The following is a 19,214-nucleotide window of genomic DNA, read 5'->3' on the forward strand; positions in this document are numbered from 1 at the left end:
TTAGCTATCATAACATGCCTATCTAGAAATAGCAACGGTCTTTTTGCGAGGTCCGTGTTTGATAAGGAATTCTTATGAATTAGAGGTTTGCGCCATTCGATGCAATGACCTCTTTGTACCAATCAAATGAGGCTTTCTTAGACCGTTCTTTTGTGCCATTCCCTGCATCGTCTTGATCCACATAGATAAACCCATATCTTTTTGACATTTGTGACGTTGACGCACTGACAATATCGATACACCCCCAAGCTGTATACCCAAAGACATCGACACCATCATGCAATGCTTCATTGATTTGTTGGATGTGTTGGCGTAAATAATCGATACGATACGAATCATTGATGGTGCCATCCGATGCCACAGTATCTTCTGCACCTAACCCATTTTCGGCAACGAAAAGTGGTTTTTGATAGCGATCGTATAATTGATTCAAGGCTGTCCGCAACCCTTTAGGATCAATTTGCCATCCCCATTTACTGCTTGGTAAATAAGGATTTTTGATACCACCTGTGATCAGATTGCCAACTGCACTTTCAAGTCGTTCAGGATGCGCACTGACAGCACTGGACATGTAATAACTAAAGGAAATAAAATCGACGGGATTCTCACGAATCACTGCCAAATCTCCATCTTCTATTGCAAGTATGACAGATTTTTCTTCGAACATGCGTTTCGCATAGGCAGGGTAATAGCCTCGCGCTTGTACATCGCTAAAGAATAAAGATGTGCGCTGTTGCTCAACTGTTTTTTGAATATCATCGGGATCGCAGCTATACGGTGTCAACAGCTGATAACTGATCATACAACCTACCTGGGCATCAGGGATCACGCGATGAATATAGGCAGTTGCCTTGGCACTCGCAACGAATTGATGGTGTGCACCTTGATATTTATCTTGCTCGATATGTGGATGCCCTTCTTCGATGATGCCGACACTCACATAAGGATGATGTTTCACGCAATTGATTTCATTGAAGGTTACCCAATACTTGACTTTATCTCGGTAACGATCAACCACTGTTTCGGCAAAGCGAACATAAAAATCGATGACTTGACGATTTGACCATCCGCCATAATGCGTGACTAAGTACAATGGCATTTCATAATGAGAGAGGGAGACCAGCGGCTCAATCCTATATTTCAAACATTCATCAAAAACAGCATCATAAAATGCTAAACCAGCTTCATTCGGAACAAGTTCGTCTCCCTTAGGAAAAATACGGGTCCAAGCAATCGACATCCGATACGTTTTAAATCCCATCTCCGCAAATAATCGAATATCCTCTTTGAAGTGATGATAGAAATCAACCCCGTGTCGTTTTGGATAATACTTTTTGCTTTCGGGATCTTGTGCTTCCTCTACTTGCTTATGGGTCATCATGTGCCATTGATCCGTCCAATGTTCTTTCGGCATATCGCCATCGAAAATATAGACATCTGATACAGATAAGCCTTTTCCATCAATATCTGAACCGCCTTCTACTTGGTTCGCGGCTGTAGCACCGCCCCATAAGAAATCTTTTGGAAAATAACTTTTCATATTAATCAGCCTCCTTCACATATGCACGATAATCTAGGTGGTCTCCATTTGACTCGATCACTTGTTTGTAATAATCAAAACTTGCCTTTTTATGTCGGGATAAATCACCGCTGCCATCGTTTTGTTTATCCACATAAATGAACCCATACCGTTTTTCCATTTCGCCAGTTCCTGCAGAAACGATATCGATGGGTCCCCACCAAGTATAGCCGATGATCGTTGCGCCATCTTTGATAGATTCAGCCATCGCTGTCACGTGATCTTGTAAGTAAACCATTCGTTCCTCATCAATGATCCGTCCATCTTCTTGCACGATATCTTTTAGTCCGATTCCATTTTCAACAATAAACAGCGGTTTTTGATAACGATCTGTCAATTCACTGCACACATAACGAAGTGCCAATGGATCGATTGGCCACCCCCATGCGGTTTCTTTCAAATACGGATTTTTCTTCCCTAAAAGACCACCGGTATTGCCAAGAATTTTCATGCCCGCTTCATGTAGCGAACTCCGATAAAAGCTAAAACCAAGGTAATCGCACACACCCGCTTTGATCAAAGCCAAATCTTCATCTGTGATATCTAGCGTTAATTGATTGTCCGCCACAATACGGTCAAAATATTCAGGATACGCACCACGCAATTGTACATCACTATAGAACAACGAGCGTCTGCGTAGTTGATAGGATTCGAAAACATCTTGCGGGTTACAAGTTGCTGGATAAATAGGACTAAGAGAGAGCATACAGCCAATTTGATTGTCTGGATCCACTTTTTTGCCGTTTAGAACTGCCTTGGCACTAGCAACAAACATATTATGACTCGCTTGATACAATGCGTTCAATTTTTCTTCCTCACTGTTAAAAGCAAAGACATCAATACCTGCAGCCAACAAAGGAATCGTATGGGTATGATTGATTTCGTTGAATGTCATCCAGTACTTTACTTTTCCTTGATAACGTTCAAACACCACTTTTGTATAACGATCGAAAAATTCAATCAACGCACGATTTTTCCATCCGCCATATGCTTTGACTAGGTGCAATGGGGTTTCGAAATGGGCAAGTGTCACAACTGGTTCAATCCCTTTGGCTAGCAATGCATCAAAAAGCGCATCATAAAATTGCAGCCCCGCTTCGTTGGGTTCCGTTTCATCTCCTTTCGGAAAGATACGACTCCAGGCAATCGATGTGCGCAGACATTTTAGGCCCATGTCTGCAAACAACTCAATATCTTCTAGATAACGATGGTAGAAATCAATGGCTTCATGGCTCGGATAAAAGTTGTTTTCATCCATATCTAACGACACTTTTTCGATTCTCTTTTCGCCAACTGGCAAGATGTCAGCCACGCTTAACCCCTTGCCATCTTCCAAATAAGCCCCTTCTGCTTGATTGGCGGCAATGGCGCCACCCCATAGGAAATCTTTTGGAAAAACACTCATGATATCGCTCCTTTAAGTAAATCGTTGGTGACAAATGCTGTCACTTCTTTGTTGTTCTGGTCTACTATCGCCAACGCGTCTTCTTTCACTTCGCTCGTGAAGACCAGCATCGTGGTTGGATCATAGTTTTTGTCGACGATAGCAGATAGATCAAATGTACCGATCGTTTGACCCTTGATCACCTGATCCCCCTGTTTGATTGTCATATTGAAAATCCCTTTCAGCAAATCTACCGTATCCAATCCAATATGAACCAATACTTCAGTCCCTTGGTTTGATTGAATGCCGAATGCGTGCCCAGTCGGAAATACGGTCACGACTTCACCAGAAATTGGTGCAAAAACGGTCCCTGACGTCGGGTAAACAGCCAATCCATCCCCCATTGCGCGAGAAGAAAATACTTCATCCTTCACATCATCCAATGTAATGACTTCCCCACTAACTGGTGTGACAACTTGCAAACCGTCACTTTCACTAGTCAAATCTTGCTCTGGTGCTTCATCAAAACCGATGATGTACGTCAAGATCGCGGTACCAAAGAATGCCGCCGCAATCCCAATCACATAATAAACAAATGTATCGCCGAAGAATGCAGGCAGCGTAGTCAATGCGGGAAATACATAGACGATGGCTTTGGTCTGCATCATTCCCATAAATCCCCCTGCGATCGCGCCAACAATGACTTGTGCAATCAAGGGTTTCTTTAATTTAACGGATAGCCCGTAGACAATCGGTTCTGTAATGCCCCCCAATAAAGCTGGCAGCAAGGAAGATAACGCCAGACTTTTGGTATCTTTTCGTTTAGAGCGTAAGAAAACACCTAACGCTACACCTGCACTGGCAAAAGTTGCTGCTGCAATCATTGGACGTAACGTATCATACCCGTAAGTCGCCAAATTGTTGACCATGATTGGTACAACACCCCAGTGAATACCGACCATCACTAAGAAGGTCCAACCTCCCCCAATCAAGACACCTGCCAACAAGCCACTCTTGTCACTGATAAAGTTCATGACATTTCCTAATCCATCACCTAACATTACGCCAACCGGACCGATAATCAGCACAGTCAAAGGAACCATGATCAATAACGCCACTAAAGATAGCGCAAAGATCTCAATACTCTTTGGAATCACACGTTTTAACAATTTCTCCAGTTGACTATAGACATAAATAGCTACGATTGCTGGAATCACTGTTCCTGAGTATCCCATTAGTACTGCGGGAATCCCAAAGAAATCAACGGTTGCGCCATTCTCAGTCACCATCGCCGTAAAATTGGGTTCTAATAAAGCTGCCACGATCGCCAAAGAAATGAACATATTCGCTTTAAATATACGCGCAGCGCTGATTGCTAAAAATAAAGGCAAGAAATAAAAAACACTATTCCCAGCTGCTGCTAAAATTTTATACGTACTACCTTCTGCGTCCATCAAGTGATAGGTTGTAAAAACGACCAACAATGCTTTCAACATCCCAGCACCGGCAAGTGCAACAATGATTGGATTAAAAATTGCAGATAAGACATTGAAAAAGCGAACAAACAGATTCCCTTGATTTTCTGTCTCCTCATCGGTTGCTTCACTTTCTAAGGCATTTTGTATCGTATATTTCTTCATTATAGTTTGGAAGACATCTGCCACATGGTTGCCAATGACTACTTGAAATTGTCCATTGCCTTCAATGACAGATAAGACCCCATCCAGTTGTTGAATCGATTCTTTGTGTTGTCTAGCCACATCGACATCTTTTAATTTAAAACGCAATCTCGTAATACAGTGATATAGACTCACTATATTTTGCTCTCCACCAACCTGTGCTATAATTTCATCAGCAAGTTTTGAATAATCTTTTGCCAAATGACTCACTCCTATTTTCAAATTATAAAGCGCTTTATATACACAATATAGCAGAGTTTCTGTCTAAAGATTGGAAAGTTCGCAATTTGGAAACTGCTTACAAGAAAGGATTTTTTTATGGGACTGCTCATCATTCGTTTATTAAATTTATTGAACAATGCCCCCGCTAATTCAACCAACTATTTTATAGGATTGACGATGATCAATCATTATGAAGCAATCAAAACAATGAGTATCGGAGAATTCGCAGACTTATGCCATGTGTCAAAATCAACCGTATCAAAGTTTGCCAGGACCCTCGGTTTTGATGATTACAGCGACTTAAAAGACAATGCAGCATTTGTCGAGAATCGCTTCAACAACCCATTGAATTATCGTTCCAACATTCTTTTTGCTATGGAGCAAGACGGCATTGAGCCATACTTCGATGCTGTGATCAAGGATATGCTGTATTTAAAAGAACATTTGGACATGCCTGTGATCAAACGATTTGCCCAAGCAATTTATGATCATAAAACAGTATTTGCTTTCGGCATTTTATTTTCTGAATCTGCGGCAATCGATTTTCAATTCAAACTGGCTTATAACGGAAAATTTATCCGGACATTTCAAGATGATATCGTACAAGAAGAATTGATCAAATCTGCGGATGAGGATGCATTATTTATTATTTTCACCAATTCCGGTGATTATTTGACCAAGCAGCAAATCCGCAATGGCACACCTAGAAAAGATTTTTTCGTGCGCACAAAAGCAACAGTCATGGTCATTACTTCCAATCCTGCAATTTCAGATTTTTCATTTGTTGATGATGTACTGGTCTTTCCTCATCAAACCAACTATCAAACACATGCCTATATGTATCAAATGATCACTGATTTGATTGTTTCCTCATTCAAAAGGATCAATGAAGCCTAATAAGCGATTTTTCGCTTATTTTTTTATTTGCCCTGATATTTATTAAATTTCTCCTCATTTATGTTTTTTGTTTCACAAACTTACCATGTGTATGGTATAATCATTTTGTTTTTAAGAAAACTATGGGATTACAAAGGAGAAGGAATCATGAAAAAAACAAAAATTACTTTACTTGCTGCAACATTACTTATGGGAGGTTCATTATTAGCTGCATGTAGTTCAGATAGCGATACAAGCGCTAGCTCAAGTGCAGATACAACTGCATCTACTGCTACAACTGAATCAACTGACGATGTTGTATCTACTGCTTCAGTAAGTGACCAAACTTCAGTGATCGAAAAAGCTTTAAGCGCTGACGGAAACTGGATCGTTGCTGTGACTGATGATATGACTTTCGATGCTGATGTGACTGTTGATGGCGAGTTCCACGATAAAGGCGATGACGCAAACGACATCTACCGTAAATTTGCTTTATACTCACAAGACGATGACCGCAACGTAACAGCTGAATACACAGTGACTGTACCTAAATTGGTAGTAAACTCTGAAAACTTCAATATCGTTCACGGTGTCATCAAAGGTGATATCGAAGTCAATGCAAACGGCTTTGTATTGAACGGTGCCAAAGTTGAAGGAAATGTAACTTTCACTTCTCAAGAATTCCAAGATTCAGCAACACTTGACGAAGAAGGCGCTTCTGTAACTGGCGATGTAACAGTTAGCGAATAATCAATTTTTATGTGAAATAGATTTTCATATAACGAAGATAGCAAGGACATCCACTTGTCCTTGCTATCTTTTTTTGTTTTTTTATCATTCTTCGTATCCGTTTACAGCACTAACATTGTGTAAGTAAGAACAAGATACATCAAAAAAAGAACTTGCAAATGCAAGCTCTTTTTTTGATTATTCTTCGATCGATGCCCATTTGTAATCATATTGTGCGCCGGCACCATGGGATACCACACCTTTAACTTTTGGTGCACGTAAATGTGCTTCCACGTTTTGATAAACAGGTGTCACACCTTGTTGATCCATGATGATTTTTTCAGCGTCTAACAGGTTTTGCCAACGTGCTTCTGGGTCTCCTGCATTGGTTGACGCTGACGCCTTAACAGCTGCATCGTAATCTTCATTGCTCCATTGACCACGGTTATAAGAATTACCTGTAACAAATAGATCAGTAAAGCTGCTTGCATCTGCATAGTCAGCACCCCATCCACCCATCACAACATCAAAATCGCCTGTATTTGAACGATCCAAACGTACGGAGAATGGTACTGGACTTAGTGAGATCGTTACGCCATCTAATGTATCTTGCACAGCGCTTTGAATGTATTCAATGACTTTCTTCGTAGAGTCCGTATCAGATGCTAAGATTTCAAAATCAAGAGAGTCGATCCCTAATTCTGATTTAGCTGTTTCCCAATACTCTTTCGCTTTGTCTTGATCATATTCGATGACACTGCCAGCTTCATCGACAAAGTCTGTATTATCAGATGGACTAAATGTCATCCCTGATGGAACCAGTCCTGTTGAGGCAAGTGAACCATCTCCTAAAATCGATGTAACCAAAGCATCGCGATCAATTGCATAAGAGATTGCTTTACGCAGATTTTCGTTGCGGAAAGGAGAATCTTCATCGATTTGGTTATATTCTAGGTAAGATGTCCGTGCCAATGGTTCAGATACAAACGCTTCATCGTTCGCCATTTGTTGTGCCAATTCACCGGTTAAAATCACATCATCTGCTTGGCCATCTTGGAATAGATTCAATGACGTTGCAGATTCTTTGACTACGCTGACATTGATGGTATCAAGTTTGACACTATCTTTATCCCAGTATTGATCATTCTTTTCATAAGCCCATTCTGTATCCGTACCAGGACCATCAAATCCACTAAGAACAAAAGGTCCGTTATAGACAGAATTGTCACTTGTTTGGGCATATTGATCGCCATTTTCTTCAACCACCGCTTGACTTTGCGGGAAGAAAGATGGGAATGCCAATAAGTAAGGGAAATACGGTGTTGGCGTATTCAGAGTAATTTCTAATTCATAGTCACTGACTGCCTTGATCCCTAACTCGGATGCATCCGCATCCCCTGCTGTAATTGCTTCAGCGTTTGCAACTGGTGCAAACAAATACGCATACTCAGATCCAGTTTCAGCACTCACAGTGCGTTGCCAGCCATATACATAGTCAGCTGCGGTCACTGGCTCTCCATTAGACCATTTCGCATCTTCTCTTAATTTCAATGTATAGGTTAAGCCATCATCACTGACTTCTGCTAATTCTGAAGCACCTGCAGCTTCTGGCTTGCTGTCAGCATCTAAACGATATAGCCCTTCATAGACATTATTCAACGCACTAAAACTAATTGTATCTGTTGCTAATGATAAATCTGCACTAGGCATTTCTTGTTGTACAACGACATTAAACACTTGTTCTGCAGCTGCCGATCCACTGCCAGATGTGTTGCTCTCTCCAGTACTGGATGTGCCTCCAGTTGAACAACCAGCTAATACGATGCCGCAGACTGCGACGATCCCATATCCCCACTTTTTCTTCATCCTACCTACCCCTTGTTGTTTTTCTCAATTTTCAGAATAATGATAAAACTCTGAATGTAAATAAGATTTTAATAAATAATAATTATAAAAGCAAGCTTTTTTCTCATATATTTTTTATCTAATTGCTATAATTTATTTGTAAACGTTATTTAAATGCCAAATAAAATAAAAAAACGTGGATAAAATCACTTCCTCCACGTTTTTTTATTTCAGCTGATTTTTATAACATTTTGTAACTTTCCTGCGTCTGTTTGCTGTCACGCACTGCTGCAATAATCGTTGGTATGGCCCCAATTGCCGTAAATAAGTACACCATTGCTAAGTTTCCATAATATTGACTTGCTTCCAAATAACCTTCTCTGATCAAATCAGGCAAAATTCTAAAAGCATAAAACAAATCAACATCTGTATAATAGTTTGCGACACTGATCGACCAATCTATCCGATTGCCGATATAGACCATCACCAACATGATTACTGAGCTAATCAAGATGCCTTTGGTCGTCATTTTTTTACCAAGCAACTCATATCCCTTGATTGCACAAATAGCCATGACGATACCAGAAATTGCCGCAACATACCCAAATTGTCCTAATAAAATAATTGCACCTGCACCTATCAATGACCCCAAAAAGGCGCCCACTGTTCCAGATAATACATTTTCTTTGACATTTCCTTGCTCTCTGTTTTGAATATTCACGGCTTCTTGTTGTTTTTTAAAACAATCATCGCAAAGAATCGCCGGTGCACCACTAACGGTATAAAGCGCAACAGTTGAATCACTTTTTCCGCATAATGCACAGGCATCTTGATACCCCATTTTTTGTAAAAATGCCGTGATCGTTTGTAAGGATGGTTCGAGCTTGTCCACCGTTTTAGCAACGGTCATTGCACCACGTAGTGTATAGGTCACTTGGTAGCCTTGGATCACACAGTCGATGATGTCTTTTGATTCTTTCACCACTTGTTTTACTTCATCTTGTTGCGGAAGCTCCCCCGCTTTATTTAAAGAAAAATTGACTGTAAACGAATAGCTGTTGTTATTTGCTCGGATCAAGTACAGATGATAGCCTTGATACACCCCATATATGACACCGTTGTTGTGATCCACAGACAAACCGATTGGTGCAGCAAACTTACGTAGTGTATTCTCCTCTTTTTTATTCATTTTTCCCCCTCTTTCTACACCTAGTTTCTATACCTAAAAACGGTATAGATAAAAGTTTAAATAGAGGATAAATTTATGTCAATTAATTGGTTTATACGACTATAATCTGTCTTCCTACAAAAAAGCCCAGCAACAGTTTCCTGTTGCTGGACATCTTTTTATTTCACTCTCAGTGCAAAACTTGCAGTGCCAAAACCAGATTTGGCTTCCGTCACTGTATAGCCTGTACTAGGCGCATGGATATAACTTGAGTTGCTCGTAGCAATCGCTACGTGATACGTATTGCCTTTTTCTCCCCAGAACAATAAATCTCCAGCTTGTGCTTGAGAAACAGGGATGATCGTACCGGCGCTTTCTTGCGGAACGGTCCAATCGCCAATATTTTTCCCAGTCACTTGTAAGAAAACGTAGCGGGTAAAACCAGAGCAATCAAACACATCTGGCCCTTTGCCACCCCATTGATATGGCGTACCTATGTATTTGCGGGCTTCAGCAACGATGGCTGCACCATTAACGCTTGTTGATACATTGGTATTGGATGAACTATTGCCAGTATTAGACGAGCTGCTGACTTCTTTGACATAGGCTGCTGTCACCCAGCCGCCGCTAGACAGCTTGTACCACGTTGCAGTGCCACTAACAGTCGTGCCTTGTTTTTGTGCAACAGCTTTGACTGTTGCATTGCTGCTTAGGCTCGAAACCACACTAGCTGTTGTGGAAGCGTCTGAACGCACGTTGATACTTGTTGTCGTTTGGAGATTTTTGCTGATAGCTTGTTCTTTTGCAGTACTCGTATTGTTATTGGTTGATGTATTGCTTGACGTATTCCCCGAATTAGACGAATTGTTCGTTGTGCTTGAGGAAACAGCTTGTGTGTAAGCTGCTGTGATCCAACCACCTGTGGATAGTTTGTACCAGATATTCGTACCGCCTACAGTTGTACCGCTTTTTTGTGCGACCACTTTGACCGTTGTACTATTGCTAAGACTGCCTACAACACGCCCACTGGTAGAAGCTGAGGAACGTACATTTAAGGCACTTGTCGTTTTCACATTTTTGCTGATCGTTGTTTCGGCAGTACTTGTATTATTGTTGGATGTGTTGGTAGAAGACGAACTACTCACATTTTGGACATAAGCTGCTGTGATCCAACCGCCAGAAGACAACTTGTACCAAGTTGTATTGCCATTGACAGATGTACCGCTTTTTTGCGCGACAACTTTAACAGTTGCATTGGCACTCAAACCGCGGACAACACTGGCACTTGTTTGGGCGTTGCTTCGCACGTTCAATGCCGCCGTCGTTTTGACACTTTTTGAAATAGCAGACTCAGATGATGAAGCTGTCGACGCATTCGCTGTTGATGAAGACGAGGCAGACGTACTTTGAACATAGGCGCCAGAGATCCAACCGCCTGTGGACAGTTTATACCAAGTCGTATTGCCATTGACGGACGTACCGCTTTGTTTGGCAACTGCTTTGACCGTTGTATTTGCTGCGACACCATCAACGATCGACGCATTTGTAGAAGCAGATGCACGTACATTCAAAGATGCGGTGGTCTTAAATTGTTGATTGATCGTTGTTGCACTTGACGATTTCGACAATGTGGCTGTTGCAGAATTTGATGTGCTGCTTGTTGTTTCTGTTGCATGAACCAATGATGTAAACACACCTGATGTTGATGCAAGAGCAGCTGTGATCCCCAGTCCTTTTTGAACAAAAAGAGATCGTTTATGTTTGATTGAACGCTTGCGCATGACTTTACGAGATTCCAATTAAACACCCCCTGAAACCCCATTCTAACAAATAATCAAAATGAATGGTATTGTTTTCAACTTGTATTTTTTTACTATACCTTTAATAATACGCATTATTTTATCTTTTTCGTTATTATTATGCCTGTTTCTTTAATCTATATTGAAAAAAATCCCTGTAATCAAAGATCACAGAGATTCGTTATGTTCTTGCGGTCAAATATAGGGTTATTTTTAAATGGCCAAACGAGAATAACATTTTTTTCTGTCCCTTCTTAACGGAAAGGAAACATTTATTTAAAAAACCTCAAAACAACAGCTGCACCTTCATCAGTCATAAAGAAGCAGCTGTTGTTGTTTAATGATGGATTTGTTCAACTACTTGATAGGAACGAATCACTTCTCGATCATCAAAATGGCTGATTTTCTGCCCAATCGTCTGACTTGTTTCATGTCCCTTTCCTGCAACTAAAACGATGTCCCCTGGTTGCGCTATATCTAAAGCATGAAAAATGGCTGCTTGACGATCAAGGATGATCTCATAATTCGTTCTCTCCGTTTGGGCAACCATATCCTTTGCAATCTGTTCTGGATCTTCTGATCTTGGATTATCCATAGTGAAAATGGCGCGATCTGCAATACGTAAGGCTGCTTCGGCCATCAGCGGACGCTTTATTTTGTCCCTTTCTCCGCCACAACCAACGACACAATAGATGTTTTGTGTCGCAATTGCTTGGATCGTTTGCAGCACTTTCTCTAATCCGTCAGGAGTGTGGGCATAATCTACGATCGTTGTAACTTGTTTTTTATTTTCAACTGTTTGAAAACGACCAGTAATGGGTTTAAGTGCTGGAATCAGCGGCACCAATGTTTCAATGTCGCAGCCTAAACTTAACATGGCACCAATAGCTGCCAAAAGGTTGGCTACATTAAATTCTCCAATCAGTGCAGTAGAAACCGGATATGATTTTTCGCGAAAGGTTAACGTAAACTGTGTCTGATTGCTGGCGATACTGCAATCCACTGCTTGCAACATACCCTCACCATGACAGCCATAGGTCAACACATTGGCACTGGTCAATTGGCACAACCGCTGACCATAAGGATCATCACAATTGATCACAGCCCATTTATTGTTAAGCAGCGCTTGATTCCCTAATTGGGCAAACAATAAACTTTTGGCCTGAAAATAATTTTCCATTGTACCATGATAATCTAAATGATCTTGTGTGAGATTGGTAAACACGGCAACATCAAAATCGACACCCCATGTACGGCCACCATGCAGTCCATGCGAAGAGACTTCTATTGCAGCAACTCGCACTTTTGCTGTCACCATTTCTGCAAGCAACGCTTGCATACATAAACTATCCGGGGTCGTGTTGATCGTCTTCATTGTTTTTTCAGCAATTCGGTTATGGATCGTGCCGATCACACCTGGTCTATCCCCCAACAAATCCACCAATTGGCTAATCAATTGCGTGACAGTCGTTTTCCCATTCGTTCCAGTCACCCCAACCAGCTGCAACGATTGACTCGGATGTCCGTAAAATACTGCTGCAATTTGCGCCAATGCCCGTGTGGTATCAGGTACTAAAATGTAGGGAATCTCAGTGTCCGATGGTACTTCTTCCACAACAGCAACGATGGCGCCATTCTCTTTTGCTTCTGCGATTTTTGTATGTCCATCACAGTTGGCCCCACGGATGGCAACGAACAAGCTATTTTTCGCAACACTTCGGCTATCTTTGACGACCTGTTGAATGTCTAAATCTTTCACTTTTTCTGCTACAGGTGCCATCAAAAAGCAATGCTTGATCAACGTTCGTACCTTCATCATCTATCACTTCCTATATCAACTTTTGGTGTTGTTTTTCTTCTTATCAATAATTATACCATCTGAAACTTAATGACAGCTTAAAGAATATGATTTATTTCACAATCGTTTTTCAAATAAAGGCGGTTAATTCAATGTTTTGAGCAATTATATTTGCAAGTTTGTGAAATTATGCTATAGTGTTATTAAGAAAGAGGTGACCGTGTATGAAAACCAAGACCAAAGAAAAAGTCTATGCTGAACGCCAGCACGAATATAAAAAGAAAAAAGAAGAAATTTTCAAGAAAGCCTTAGATTCCGTACCGACCACAGACGAGAAGAAACAAAAAGCCCCGAAAAAGGAAGCGTAATGGATGATTACGTTTCTTTTTTTGGGGTAATTAGCGATTAGAAAAGGATTGCCCAATCTTTTAAGTTCACAAGTTTTGTTGGAGTGTATGAATGTAAAAAATGAATTCGTTTAATTTACTTATCTAAAAGATTCAACTTTTTATATATTTGATTTTAGATAGAACAAACGAGAAAAAACACAATATTTCGTATGCGAAAATAAGTTCCCACAATATATTGTGGATAAACCTGTTGATAATGTGCATAACTAACCCCCAAGACACGTGTAACGTTACAGTGCCTTGGGGGTATTTCAGTTATACTATTCTAATGACAAATAGAATGTCACATTGTCTGGCAATGGTTTAAATCCATTTTTCCGATAAAAGTCGGCAGCAGGCATATTTGATTCGGTATCCAGCAAGATCGTGGGGATATTTTTTTGACGCAACGCTTCCTTGATCAGCTGAATAAATACTGCTCCCGCTCCTTTACCTTGATGATCAATCGTAATCAAGAAAGTATCGATCACATATTCTGTCCCTTGGTACCACGGTTTGATAAAACCTAATGAGAAGCCAATCGGCTCACTAGAATCTTCTTGAAATAAGCAATAGCCGAGAAATGTATTCATCGCCGTCAGTGCGGTCACATACGCATTGATTTGCGGAACTGTCAGTTCATCATTCCAAGGTTCAGCAGAAAAAACATGGATATAGTGTGCCACAGTTGTTTCAAAATATTCACTTGTCCATGGTACAATTCTTAGCTTATCCATTGTTTCGCTCCTCATCACTCTCAATATCTATTCTTTTAGCATAGCCGTTTCCGTAAGCAGAATATTGCCTCTTCTCGTTGATCATCATCTTCGCTTGTACTTCTTTTTCTAAGTCTACCTGTAAAATTTCCGCTAAACCAAACAGATAGATCGCCACATCAGCTAATTCCTCTCCTATTGGTTCCATTTTGCGATAGGCATCGAAGGCTTCAGCTACTTCTCCATAAAGTGCTAAAAATTCTTTTTCAACATTCGTGGTATTAAACTGATGGTTGATTTTATTTTGTAAGATGGCTTTTTGATACTCTTTGATATGCATAATGACTCCTTTTAGCGTGATTATAGCATATTTTATTACACCTATGATATTAACTACTTACAAGTGGATCCAGCTGATCCAATTTTGGAATTAGAACAAGTCGCGCGTCTTTCAGATGGCCGTCCATTTGAATTTTCCCAAACTAGATATCCTTTTCAAAATAGAGAAATTTACTATATATCCGAACCTTGAACAAAAAAAGAAAGCATCTCTGCTTTCTTTTTTTGTAGCGCTACTTCATTTCTTCCCTTGACCCTGTCGCTCCGGACTGACCCAAACCCCGCTGCCAAAGCCTAGAATCGTTTTAACAGCCGGAATAAACGTTGTGACGATCGTCACTGCATTGATCATCCAGAAGAAAAGCATATAGAATGGTGCAAAACGGAAATATTTCAATTTTTTACGACCATCATCTACTAATAAACTGGCTAATAATTGAATGGTGCCTGCGATCATCTCAAAACAAACGAACAGGAAGGCCATCGTAAACATATGGTAGATTCGTTCAGAATTTCCCTCAATCAAAAAGTAGCCTAAGGAACGGATAAATAAAAACGAAGAAATCCAAAAGAAAAAGGACCAGATAATGCTGAGGCTTTGATCAATGAACATAAATGTACGACCAAGATTTTCAAATGGATGCAGGAAGACGCGTTTGAAATTGGTCAACCATACTTTCGTTCCGCCTTTAGCCCAACGTTTTCTTTGGCGATAAAGCATTTTGATCGATTCAGGTACTTCCATGAAAAACATGATTTTTGGCGCAAACAACGACAGCCAACCTTGGAATTGGTGATCCCATGCAATACTGATGTCTTCTGTGGCCCGATTTTGACGGAATAATCCTACATCGTATAGAGCTTCTCTGCGGTACATTGTATTGGCACCACTGTACGCATAGATCACGCCCAGGACTGCTTGTTGCGTCCGTTTGATAATTCCTACTATACTCGAAAATTCCACTGTTTGCGATTTCCCGATGATCGTGGTTCGGTTTTAGACGTCCATATTGGCCGTGATTGCTGAAATATTGATGGCGTCTTGCCGGATAAAGTAATTGACATACTTCCATAGTGCATCCGGTTCAGGAACGGTATCGGCATCATTACTTAAAATCAGTTTTCCTTTGGCAAAACCAATCCCGATATTAAAGGCATGGGCTTTCCCTTGATTCTTCTCGATTCGAATGACCCGTAAATTGTCATACTATGCCATTAGTCGTGTGAGGATCGCAGGCGTTTGGTCTGTCGATCCGTCATCAGTGACTAGCACTTCATAGTTCTGGTAATTGATATTTTGCATCAAATAATGGATCGTATCCTCGATCACGACCTCTTCGTTATGTGCGGGAACCATGATCGTGATCATCGGCTCAATTTCTTCTGGGATCAGGATCCAATCCAATTGACGGAAGCGGAATAAGAAATTGTGACACAGCACACCGATGAACCAAACAAAGCCACCTAATATTGGGTAGGTAAAAAGAATCATCATCAAGATATACAAACAAGTATCCAACCAGGCATAACCTGTATTAAAAACAGAAAACATCGGCTACACCCCGTTTCTATGGAAAAGGTCTTGAATTTCAGTTTCTCCAATGTTTTGTTCCGGATCCATGACATAATATCTGGCATTGTGCCTTGCTTCTTGATCCCCAAAACGCTCTTCATAAAATGTTTCCATCAAGGCCATCCGTTTTGCCAATCCCGCTTCATCATGCAGTGACTTTTTTGTAATTGCTGTTTGAATCGGCGATTATTCCGTCGTGTCATCAAAACGAACAAAACGCTTAAGAATAAGAAGGCACTGACCAGAAAGATAACTAAGTACAGAAGTGCCAATCGTTCTTCAAATTAGACTCGGAAGTCTAACCAATCTGCCGTCATTGGAAAAAAGAACGGGATCGACAGCCATATAAATGGAACAAATACCAATATCCACGTGATGATCACACCCATTGTTTGCCGAAATCTCAGAGGACTATGCTTTGACTCAAAGTAGGCATCTGGGACTAATTTCTGACTCACTTCTTCACGGGTCACTCTTTTTTTCATACTTTCCCCTCCAACACTTTATTCTTACAGTGTTATTCAATCCGTTTTTAAGATACGAATATTCACCATAGTACACCAACACAAAACGGAAACTCAATTTGATTTAGATGAAGTCTTTCACATTAATTTTTATTTTTTACTACGGTTCAACGCATTGACCAATGTATGAAACTGTCCTTTGAAAGACATCACTTGATCAAAGACATCTTCACCATCATTTAACATTTTGACTGTGACCCATCCCAATGCCTCAGTAATGCCAGTAGCGACCGTTGCATTGACAGCGGCGCCAGCGACAGTGCCGACAGCCGGTACAAACTTCAATACATTGCCGACAACACTTCGACCAAAAGTAACAACGACCAATTCTTTAGAAAAGCTTTTGGTCAACCCTTCTGTCCACGAACGGCCAAATAGTCGATATAAACGTGCCATCATCGTTAATTGTACCGGAACCAGCAAAAAGGCGTCTGAAAAAGGAATAGGCGAACAGCCAATGATCGCCGCCGTCAATGATGCCGCATGGATCGTGCGATGGGCTTTCTTTTGCGTGGCGTCATCGACACCCAATAAAAATTCATCAAACACACGGTCTGACTGGGCCTTTCCTTTTGCCATTACTTTTTCTGCTTGCTCTTTCGAACGTCCGTAGTTTTTGCGGATAATCGCTGCGGTTCTTTTCGGCATCTTTTCAAGAGCGGCGTTAAAAAAAGAAGCAAACTCTGCATCTTCATCACTGAATGGTTGATTGTCAAGAATCTGATTTTCTTCTTGATGATTTATCTGGTTCTCTGGTTCTTGTTTTTTTCTCCAACTTTTCACAAAAAAAACCTCCTATGTAGTTAAGATCCTCATGTATGAGCTACTATATATTCATTCTATCGTAGTATGCTTGTGAAATCTAAAGATACAACTTACTGATTCGCCGAATCATGACAATCATAAAAATATGTAAAAAAAAGACCTCGAATAATCGAGGTCTTACTTTTGATACGAGATTACATCATGCCGCCCATGCCCATAGATGGATCCATGGCTGGTGCTGCTGGCGCTGCTGGTTCTGGTTTGTCCGCAACAACCGCTTCTGTCGTTAGCAACAACGCTGCAACAGATGCTGCGTTTTGCAATGCTGAGCGGGTCACTTTAGTTGGGTCAACGATACCTGCTTCAAGCATGTTTACCCATTCGCCAGTCGCAGCGTTGAAACCAACACCTAGATCAGCATGTTTTAATTTATCGATGATCACTGAACCTTCGTAGCCGGCATTTTCAGCGATTTGGCGTACTGGTTCTTCTAATGCACGTAGAACGATTCTGACACCTGTAGCTGCATCGCCATCTGTTTCGATCGCTGCCACTTTGCTGATGACATTCACTAAGGCAGTTCCCCCACCAGAGACCATGCCTTCTTCAACAGCAGCACGAGTAGCGTTCAATGCGTCTTCGATACGTAATTTCAATTCTTTTAATTCTGTTTCTGTTGGCGCACCCACTTTGATCACTGCAACACCGCCAGCTAATTTAGCCAAACGTTCTTGTAATTTTTCACGGTCAAAGTCGGAAGTTGTATCTGCGATTTGGTTTTTGATCAATTGCACACGTGCGTCGATGCCGCCTTTATCGCCAGCACCTTCAACGATTGTCGTGTTGTCTTTATCAACAACGACTTTGCTTGCTTGACCTAAGTTGTCGATCGTCGCATCTTTTAGTTCAAGACCTAGATCTTCGGTGATGACTGTACCACCAGTTAAAACAGCAATATCTTCTAACATTGCTTTACGACGGTCACCAAATCCTGGTGCTTTCACAGCTACGACATTGAATGTACCACGGATTTTGTTCAAGACAAGTGTTGGTAAAGCTTCGCCATCTACATCGTCAGCGATGATCAACAATGGTTTAGATTGTTGTAAGATTTGTTCTAACAATGGCAAGATATCTTGGATGTTAGAAATTTTCTTGTCAGTGATCAAGATATATGGATTTTCTAAAGCTGCTTCCATTTTGTCATTGTCAGTGACCATGTATTGTGACAAGTAACCACGGTCGAATTGCATACCTTCAACAACATCCAATTCTGTTTCGATTCCTTTTGATTCTTCAATCGTGATCACACCATCATTGCCGACTTTTTCCATTGCATCAGCAATATATTGACCGACTTTCTCGCTGCCTGAAGAAACTGCACCGACTTGTGCGATGGCTTCTTTTGAATCAACGATCGATGAAATGCTGTGTAATTCTTCAACGGCTGCTTTTGTTGCCATTTCGATCCCGCGACGAATGCCTAAAGGATTTGCTCCTGCAGTCACGTTCTTCAACCCTTCACGGACGATGGCTTGTGTCAATAATGTAGCAGTGGTTGTACCATCACCAGCGATATCGTTGGTTTTTGATGCAACTTCTGCGACTAGTTTTGCGCCCATGTTTTCAAAATGATCTTCTAATTCGATTTCTTTTGCGATCGTTACGCCATCATTTGTGATCAATGGTGAGCCATAAGATTTTTCTAAAACAACGTTACGGCCTTTTGGTCCTAAGGTAACTTTCACTGTATCTGCTAATTTGTCTACACCGCGTAACATCGCTGCGCGTGCGTCTTCTGCAAATTTAATCTCTTTTGCCATGATTGA

General features: G+C 40.9%; 16 protein-coding genes and 2 pseudogenes. 4 read left to right on the forward strand and 14 right to left on the reverse strand.

The window, feature by feature from the left end; translation table 11 throughout:
• Nucleotides 1–79: 79 nt before the first annotated feature.
• From ACYVRS_RS07485 to ACYVRS_RS07495, 3 genes are read right to left on the reverse strand one after another with little or no spacing between them, the layout of a single operon-like run.
• Nucleotides 80–1,540, reverse strand: coding sequence for a glycoside hydrolase family 1 protein (locus ACYVRS_RS07485; RefSeq protein WP_461203071.1), 1,461 nt, complete (start codon nucleotides 1,538–1,540; stop codon nucleotides 80–82).
• Between the two features lies 1 nt (nucleotide 1,541).
• Entirely contained in the window at nucleotides 1,542–2,984 is a 1,443-nt protein-coding gene (locus ACYVRS_RS07490) for a glycoside hydrolase family 1 protein (RefSeq protein ID WP_461197862.1), read from the reverse strand.
• Nucleotides 2,981–4,852: a beta-glucoside-specific PTS transporter subunit IIABC gene (locus ACYVRS_RS07495; RefSeq protein WP_461203134.1), complete on the reverse strand. Its 1,872-nt coding sequence runs from the start codon at nucleotides 4,850–4,852 to the stop codon at nucleotides 2,981–2,983. Before ACYVRS_RS07495 ends, ACYVRS_RS07490 begins: the two co-directional genes overlap by 4 nt.
• A 108-nt stretch (nucleotides 4,853–4,960) precedes the next feature.
• On the opposite strand from ACYVRS_RS07495, the gene ACYVRS_RS07500 reads away from it, so the two are divergent.
• Nucleotides 4,961–5,761, forward strand: coding sequence for a MurR/RpiR family transcriptional regulator (locus ACYVRS_RS07500; RefSeq protein WP_312499226.1), 801 nt, complete (start codon nucleotides 4,961–4,963; stop codon nucleotides 5,759–5,761).
• A 147-nt stretch (nucleotides 5,762–5,908) separates the two neighbouring features.
• Nucleotides 5,909–6,490 carry a polymer-forming cytoskeletal protein gene (locus ACYVRS_RS07505; protein ID WP_461203072.1) on the forward strand — a complete coding sequence of 194 codons (582 nt, stop codon included), beginning with the start codon at nucleotides 5,909–5,911 and terminating at the stop codon, nucleotides 6,488–6,490.
• A gap of 177 nt (nucleotides 6,491–6,667) precedes the next feature.
• Here ACYVRS_RS07505 and ACYVRS_RS07510 read toward each other — a convergent pair whose 3' ends face one another.
• The 4 genes from ACYVRS_RS07510 to ACYVRS_RS07525 all read right to left on the reverse strand — a co-directional run bounded on the left by ACYVRS_RS07510 (nucleotide 6,668) and on the right by ACYVRS_RS07525 (nucleotide 13,097).
• The gene (locus tag ACYVRS_RS07510; protein WP_461203073.1) at nucleotides 6,668–8,335 is read right to left on the reverse strand and encodes a peptide ABC transporter substrate-binding protein; all 1,668 of its coding nucleotides are present in this window, start codon (nucleotides 8,333–8,335) and stop codon (nucleotides 6,668–6,670) included.
• Between the two features lie 220 nt (nucleotides 8,336–8,555).
• Complete coding sequence (locus tag ACYVRS_RS07515) at nucleotides 8,556–9,503, reverse strand: hypothetical protein (RefSeq protein ID WP_313539664.1); 948 nt, start codon at nucleotides 9,501–9,503, stop codon at nucleotides 8,556–8,558.
• A gap of 158 nt (nucleotides 9,504–9,661) precedes the next feature.
• Entirely contained in the window at nucleotides 9,662–11,281 is a 1,620-nt protein-coding gene (locus ACYVRS_RS07520; protein WP_313539661.1) for a C40 family peptidase, read from the reverse strand.
• Nucleotides 11,282–11,618: 337 nt separating this feature from the next.
• Nucleotides 11,619–13,097 (reverse strand): UDP-N-acetylmuramoyl-L-alanyl-D-glutamate--2,6-diaminopimelate ligase, encoded by a 1,479-nt coding sequence (locus ACYVRS_RS07525; protein ID WP_461203074.1) that lies wholly within the window; start codon nucleotides 13,095–13,097, stop codon nucleotides 11,619–11,621.
• A gap of 206 nt (nucleotides 13,098–13,303) precedes the next feature.
• Between ACYVRS_RS07525 and ACYVRS_RS07530 the strand changes: the two genes are divergently transcribed.
• Complete coding sequence (locus ACYVRS_RS07530) at nucleotides 13,304–13,447, forward strand: hypothetical protein (RefSeq protein WP_162838233.1); 144 nt, start codon at nucleotides 13,304–13,306, stop codon at nucleotides 13,445–13,447.
• A 302-nt stretch (nucleotides 13,448–13,749) separates the two neighbouring features.
• Here the strand turns inward: ACYVRS_RS07530 and ACYVRS_RS07535 are convergent, their stop codons facing one another.
• Both ACYVRS_RS07535 and ACYVRS_RS07540 read right to left on the reverse strand, forming a co-directional pair.
• Nucleotides 13,750–14,205, reverse strand: coding sequence for a GNAT family N-acetyltransferase (locus tag ACYVRS_RS07535; RefSeq protein ID WP_313539655.1), 456 nt, complete (start codon nucleotides 14,203–14,205; stop codon nucleotides 13,750–13,752).
• Complete coding sequence (locus ACYVRS_RS07540; RefSeq protein WP_312499528.1) at nucleotides 14,198–14,524, reverse strand: nucleoside triphosphate pyrophosphohydrolase family protein; 327 nt, start codon at nucleotides 14,522–14,524, stop codon at nucleotides 14,198–14,200. The genes ACYVRS_RS07535 and ACYVRS_RS07540 overlap by 8 nt, the downstream gene beginning before the upstream one ends.
• A gap of 39 nt (nucleotides 14,525–14,563) precedes the next feature.
• Here ACYVRS_RS07540 and ACYVRS_RS07545 point away from each other — a divergent pair.
• Nucleotides 14,564–14,716, forward strand: a pseudogene (locus ACYVRS_RS07545) (UTRA domain-containing protein); the annotation flags it as partial.
• A gap of 45 nt (nucleotides 14,717–14,761) precedes the next feature.
• On the opposite strand, the pseudogene ACYVRS_RS07550 reads toward ACYVRS_RS07545, so the two are convergent.
• The 5 genes and pseudogenes from ACYVRS_RS07550 to groL all read right to left on the reverse strand — a co-directional run bounded on the left by ACYVRS_RS07550 (nucleotide 14,762) and on the right by groL (nucleotide 19,208).
• Nucleotides 14,762–16,075 (reverse strand): annotated as a pseudogene (locus tag ACYVRS_RS07550) (glycosyltransferase family 2 protein).
• Nucleotides 16,076–16,078: 3 nt separating this feature from the next.
• On the reverse strand, nucleotides 16,079–16,210 hold the full coding sequence (locus ACYVRS_RS07555; RefSeq protein ID WP_461197865.1) for a hypothetical protein: 132 nt from the start codon (nucleotides 16,208–16,210) through the stop codon (nucleotides 16,079–16,081).
• Nucleotides 16,211–16,380: 170 nt separating this feature from the next.
• Nucleotides 16,381–16,581 (reverse strand): hypothetical protein, encoded by a 201-nt coding sequence (locus ACYVRS_RS07560; protein WP_461197866.1) that lies wholly within the window; start codon nucleotides 16,579–16,581, stop codon nucleotides 16,381–16,383.
• A 129-nt stretch (nucleotides 16,582–16,710) separates the two neighbouring features.
• Complete coding sequence (locus tag ACYVRS_RS07565) at nucleotides 16,711–17,268, reverse strand: YcjF family protein (protein WP_152911933.1); 558 nt, start codon at nucleotides 17,266–17,268, stop codon at nucleotides 16,711–16,713.
• Between the two features lie 311 nt (nucleotides 17,269–17,579).
• Nucleotides 17,580–19,208 carry a chaperonin GroEL gene (gene groL / locus ACYVRS_RS07570; protein ID WP_054117103.1) on the reverse strand — a complete coding sequence of 543 codons (1,629 nt, stop codon included), beginning with the start codon at nucleotides 19,206–19,208 and terminating at the stop codon, nucleotides 17,580–17,582.
• Nucleotides 19,209–19,214: the final 6 nt, after the last annotated feature.

The sequence above is a fragment of the Enterococcus salsurae genome (assembly GCF_054784955.1).

Bases quoted from the DNA above. Each gene is read 5' to 3' on its own strand.
- ACYVRS_RS07485 (WP_461203071.1), bottom strand. From the start codon at position 1,540: ATGAAAAGTTATTTTCCAAAAGATTTCTTATGGGGCGGTGCTACAGCC.
- ACYVRS_RS07490 (WP_461197862.1), bottom strand. From the start codon at position 2,984: ATGAGTGTTTTTCCAAAAGATTTCCTATGGGGTGGCGCCATTGCCGCC.
- ACYVRS_RS07500 (WP_312499226.1), top strand. From the start codon at position 4,961: ATGGGACTGCTCATCATTCGTTTATTAAATTTATTGAACAATGCCCCC.
- ACYVRS_RS07505 (WP_461203072.1), top strand. From the start codon at position 5,909: ATGAAAAAAACAAAAATTACTTTACTTGCTGCAACATTACTTATGGGA.
- ACYVRS_RS07510 (WP_461203073.1), bottom strand. From the start codon at position 8,335: ATGAAGAAAAAGTGGGGATATGGGATCGTCGCAGTCTGCGGCATCGTA.
- ACYVRS_RS07515 (WP_313539664.1), bottom strand. From the start codon at position 9,503: ATGAATAAAAAAGAGGAGAATACACTACGTAAGTTTGCTGCACCAATC.
- ACYVRS_RS07525 (WP_461203074.1), bottom strand. From the start codon at position 13,097: ATGAAGGTACGAACGTTGATCAAGCATTGCTTTTTGATGGCACCTGTA.
- ACYVRS_RS07530 (WP_162838233.1), top strand. From the start codon at position 13,304: ATGAAAACCAAGACCAAAGAAAAAGTCTATGCTGAACGCCAGCACGAA.
- ACYVRS_RS07535 (WP_313539655.1), bottom strand. From the start codon at position 14,205: ATGGATAAGCTAAGAATTGTACCATGGACAAGTGAATATTTTGAAACA.
- ACYVRS_RS07540 (WP_312499528.1), bottom strand. From the start codon at position 14,524: ATGCATATCAAAGAGTATCAAAAAGCCATCTTACAAAATAAAATCAAC.
- ACYVRS_RS07555 (WP_461197865.1), bottom strand. From the start codon at position 16,210: ATGGAAACATTTTATGAAGAGCGTTTTGGGGATCAAGAAGCAAGGCAC.
- ACYVRS_RS07560 (WP_461197866.1), bottom strand. From the start codon at position 16,581: ATGAAAAAAAGAGTGACCCGTGAAGAAGTGAGTCAGAAATTAGTCCCA.
- ACYVRS_RS07565 (WP_152911933.1), bottom strand. From the start codon at position 17,268: ATGCCGAAAAGAACCGCAGCGATTATCCGCAAAAACTACGGACGTTCG.
- groL (WP_054117103.1), bottom strand. From the start codon at position 19,208: ATGGCAAAAGAGATTAAATTTGCAGAAGACGCACGCGCAGCGATGTTA.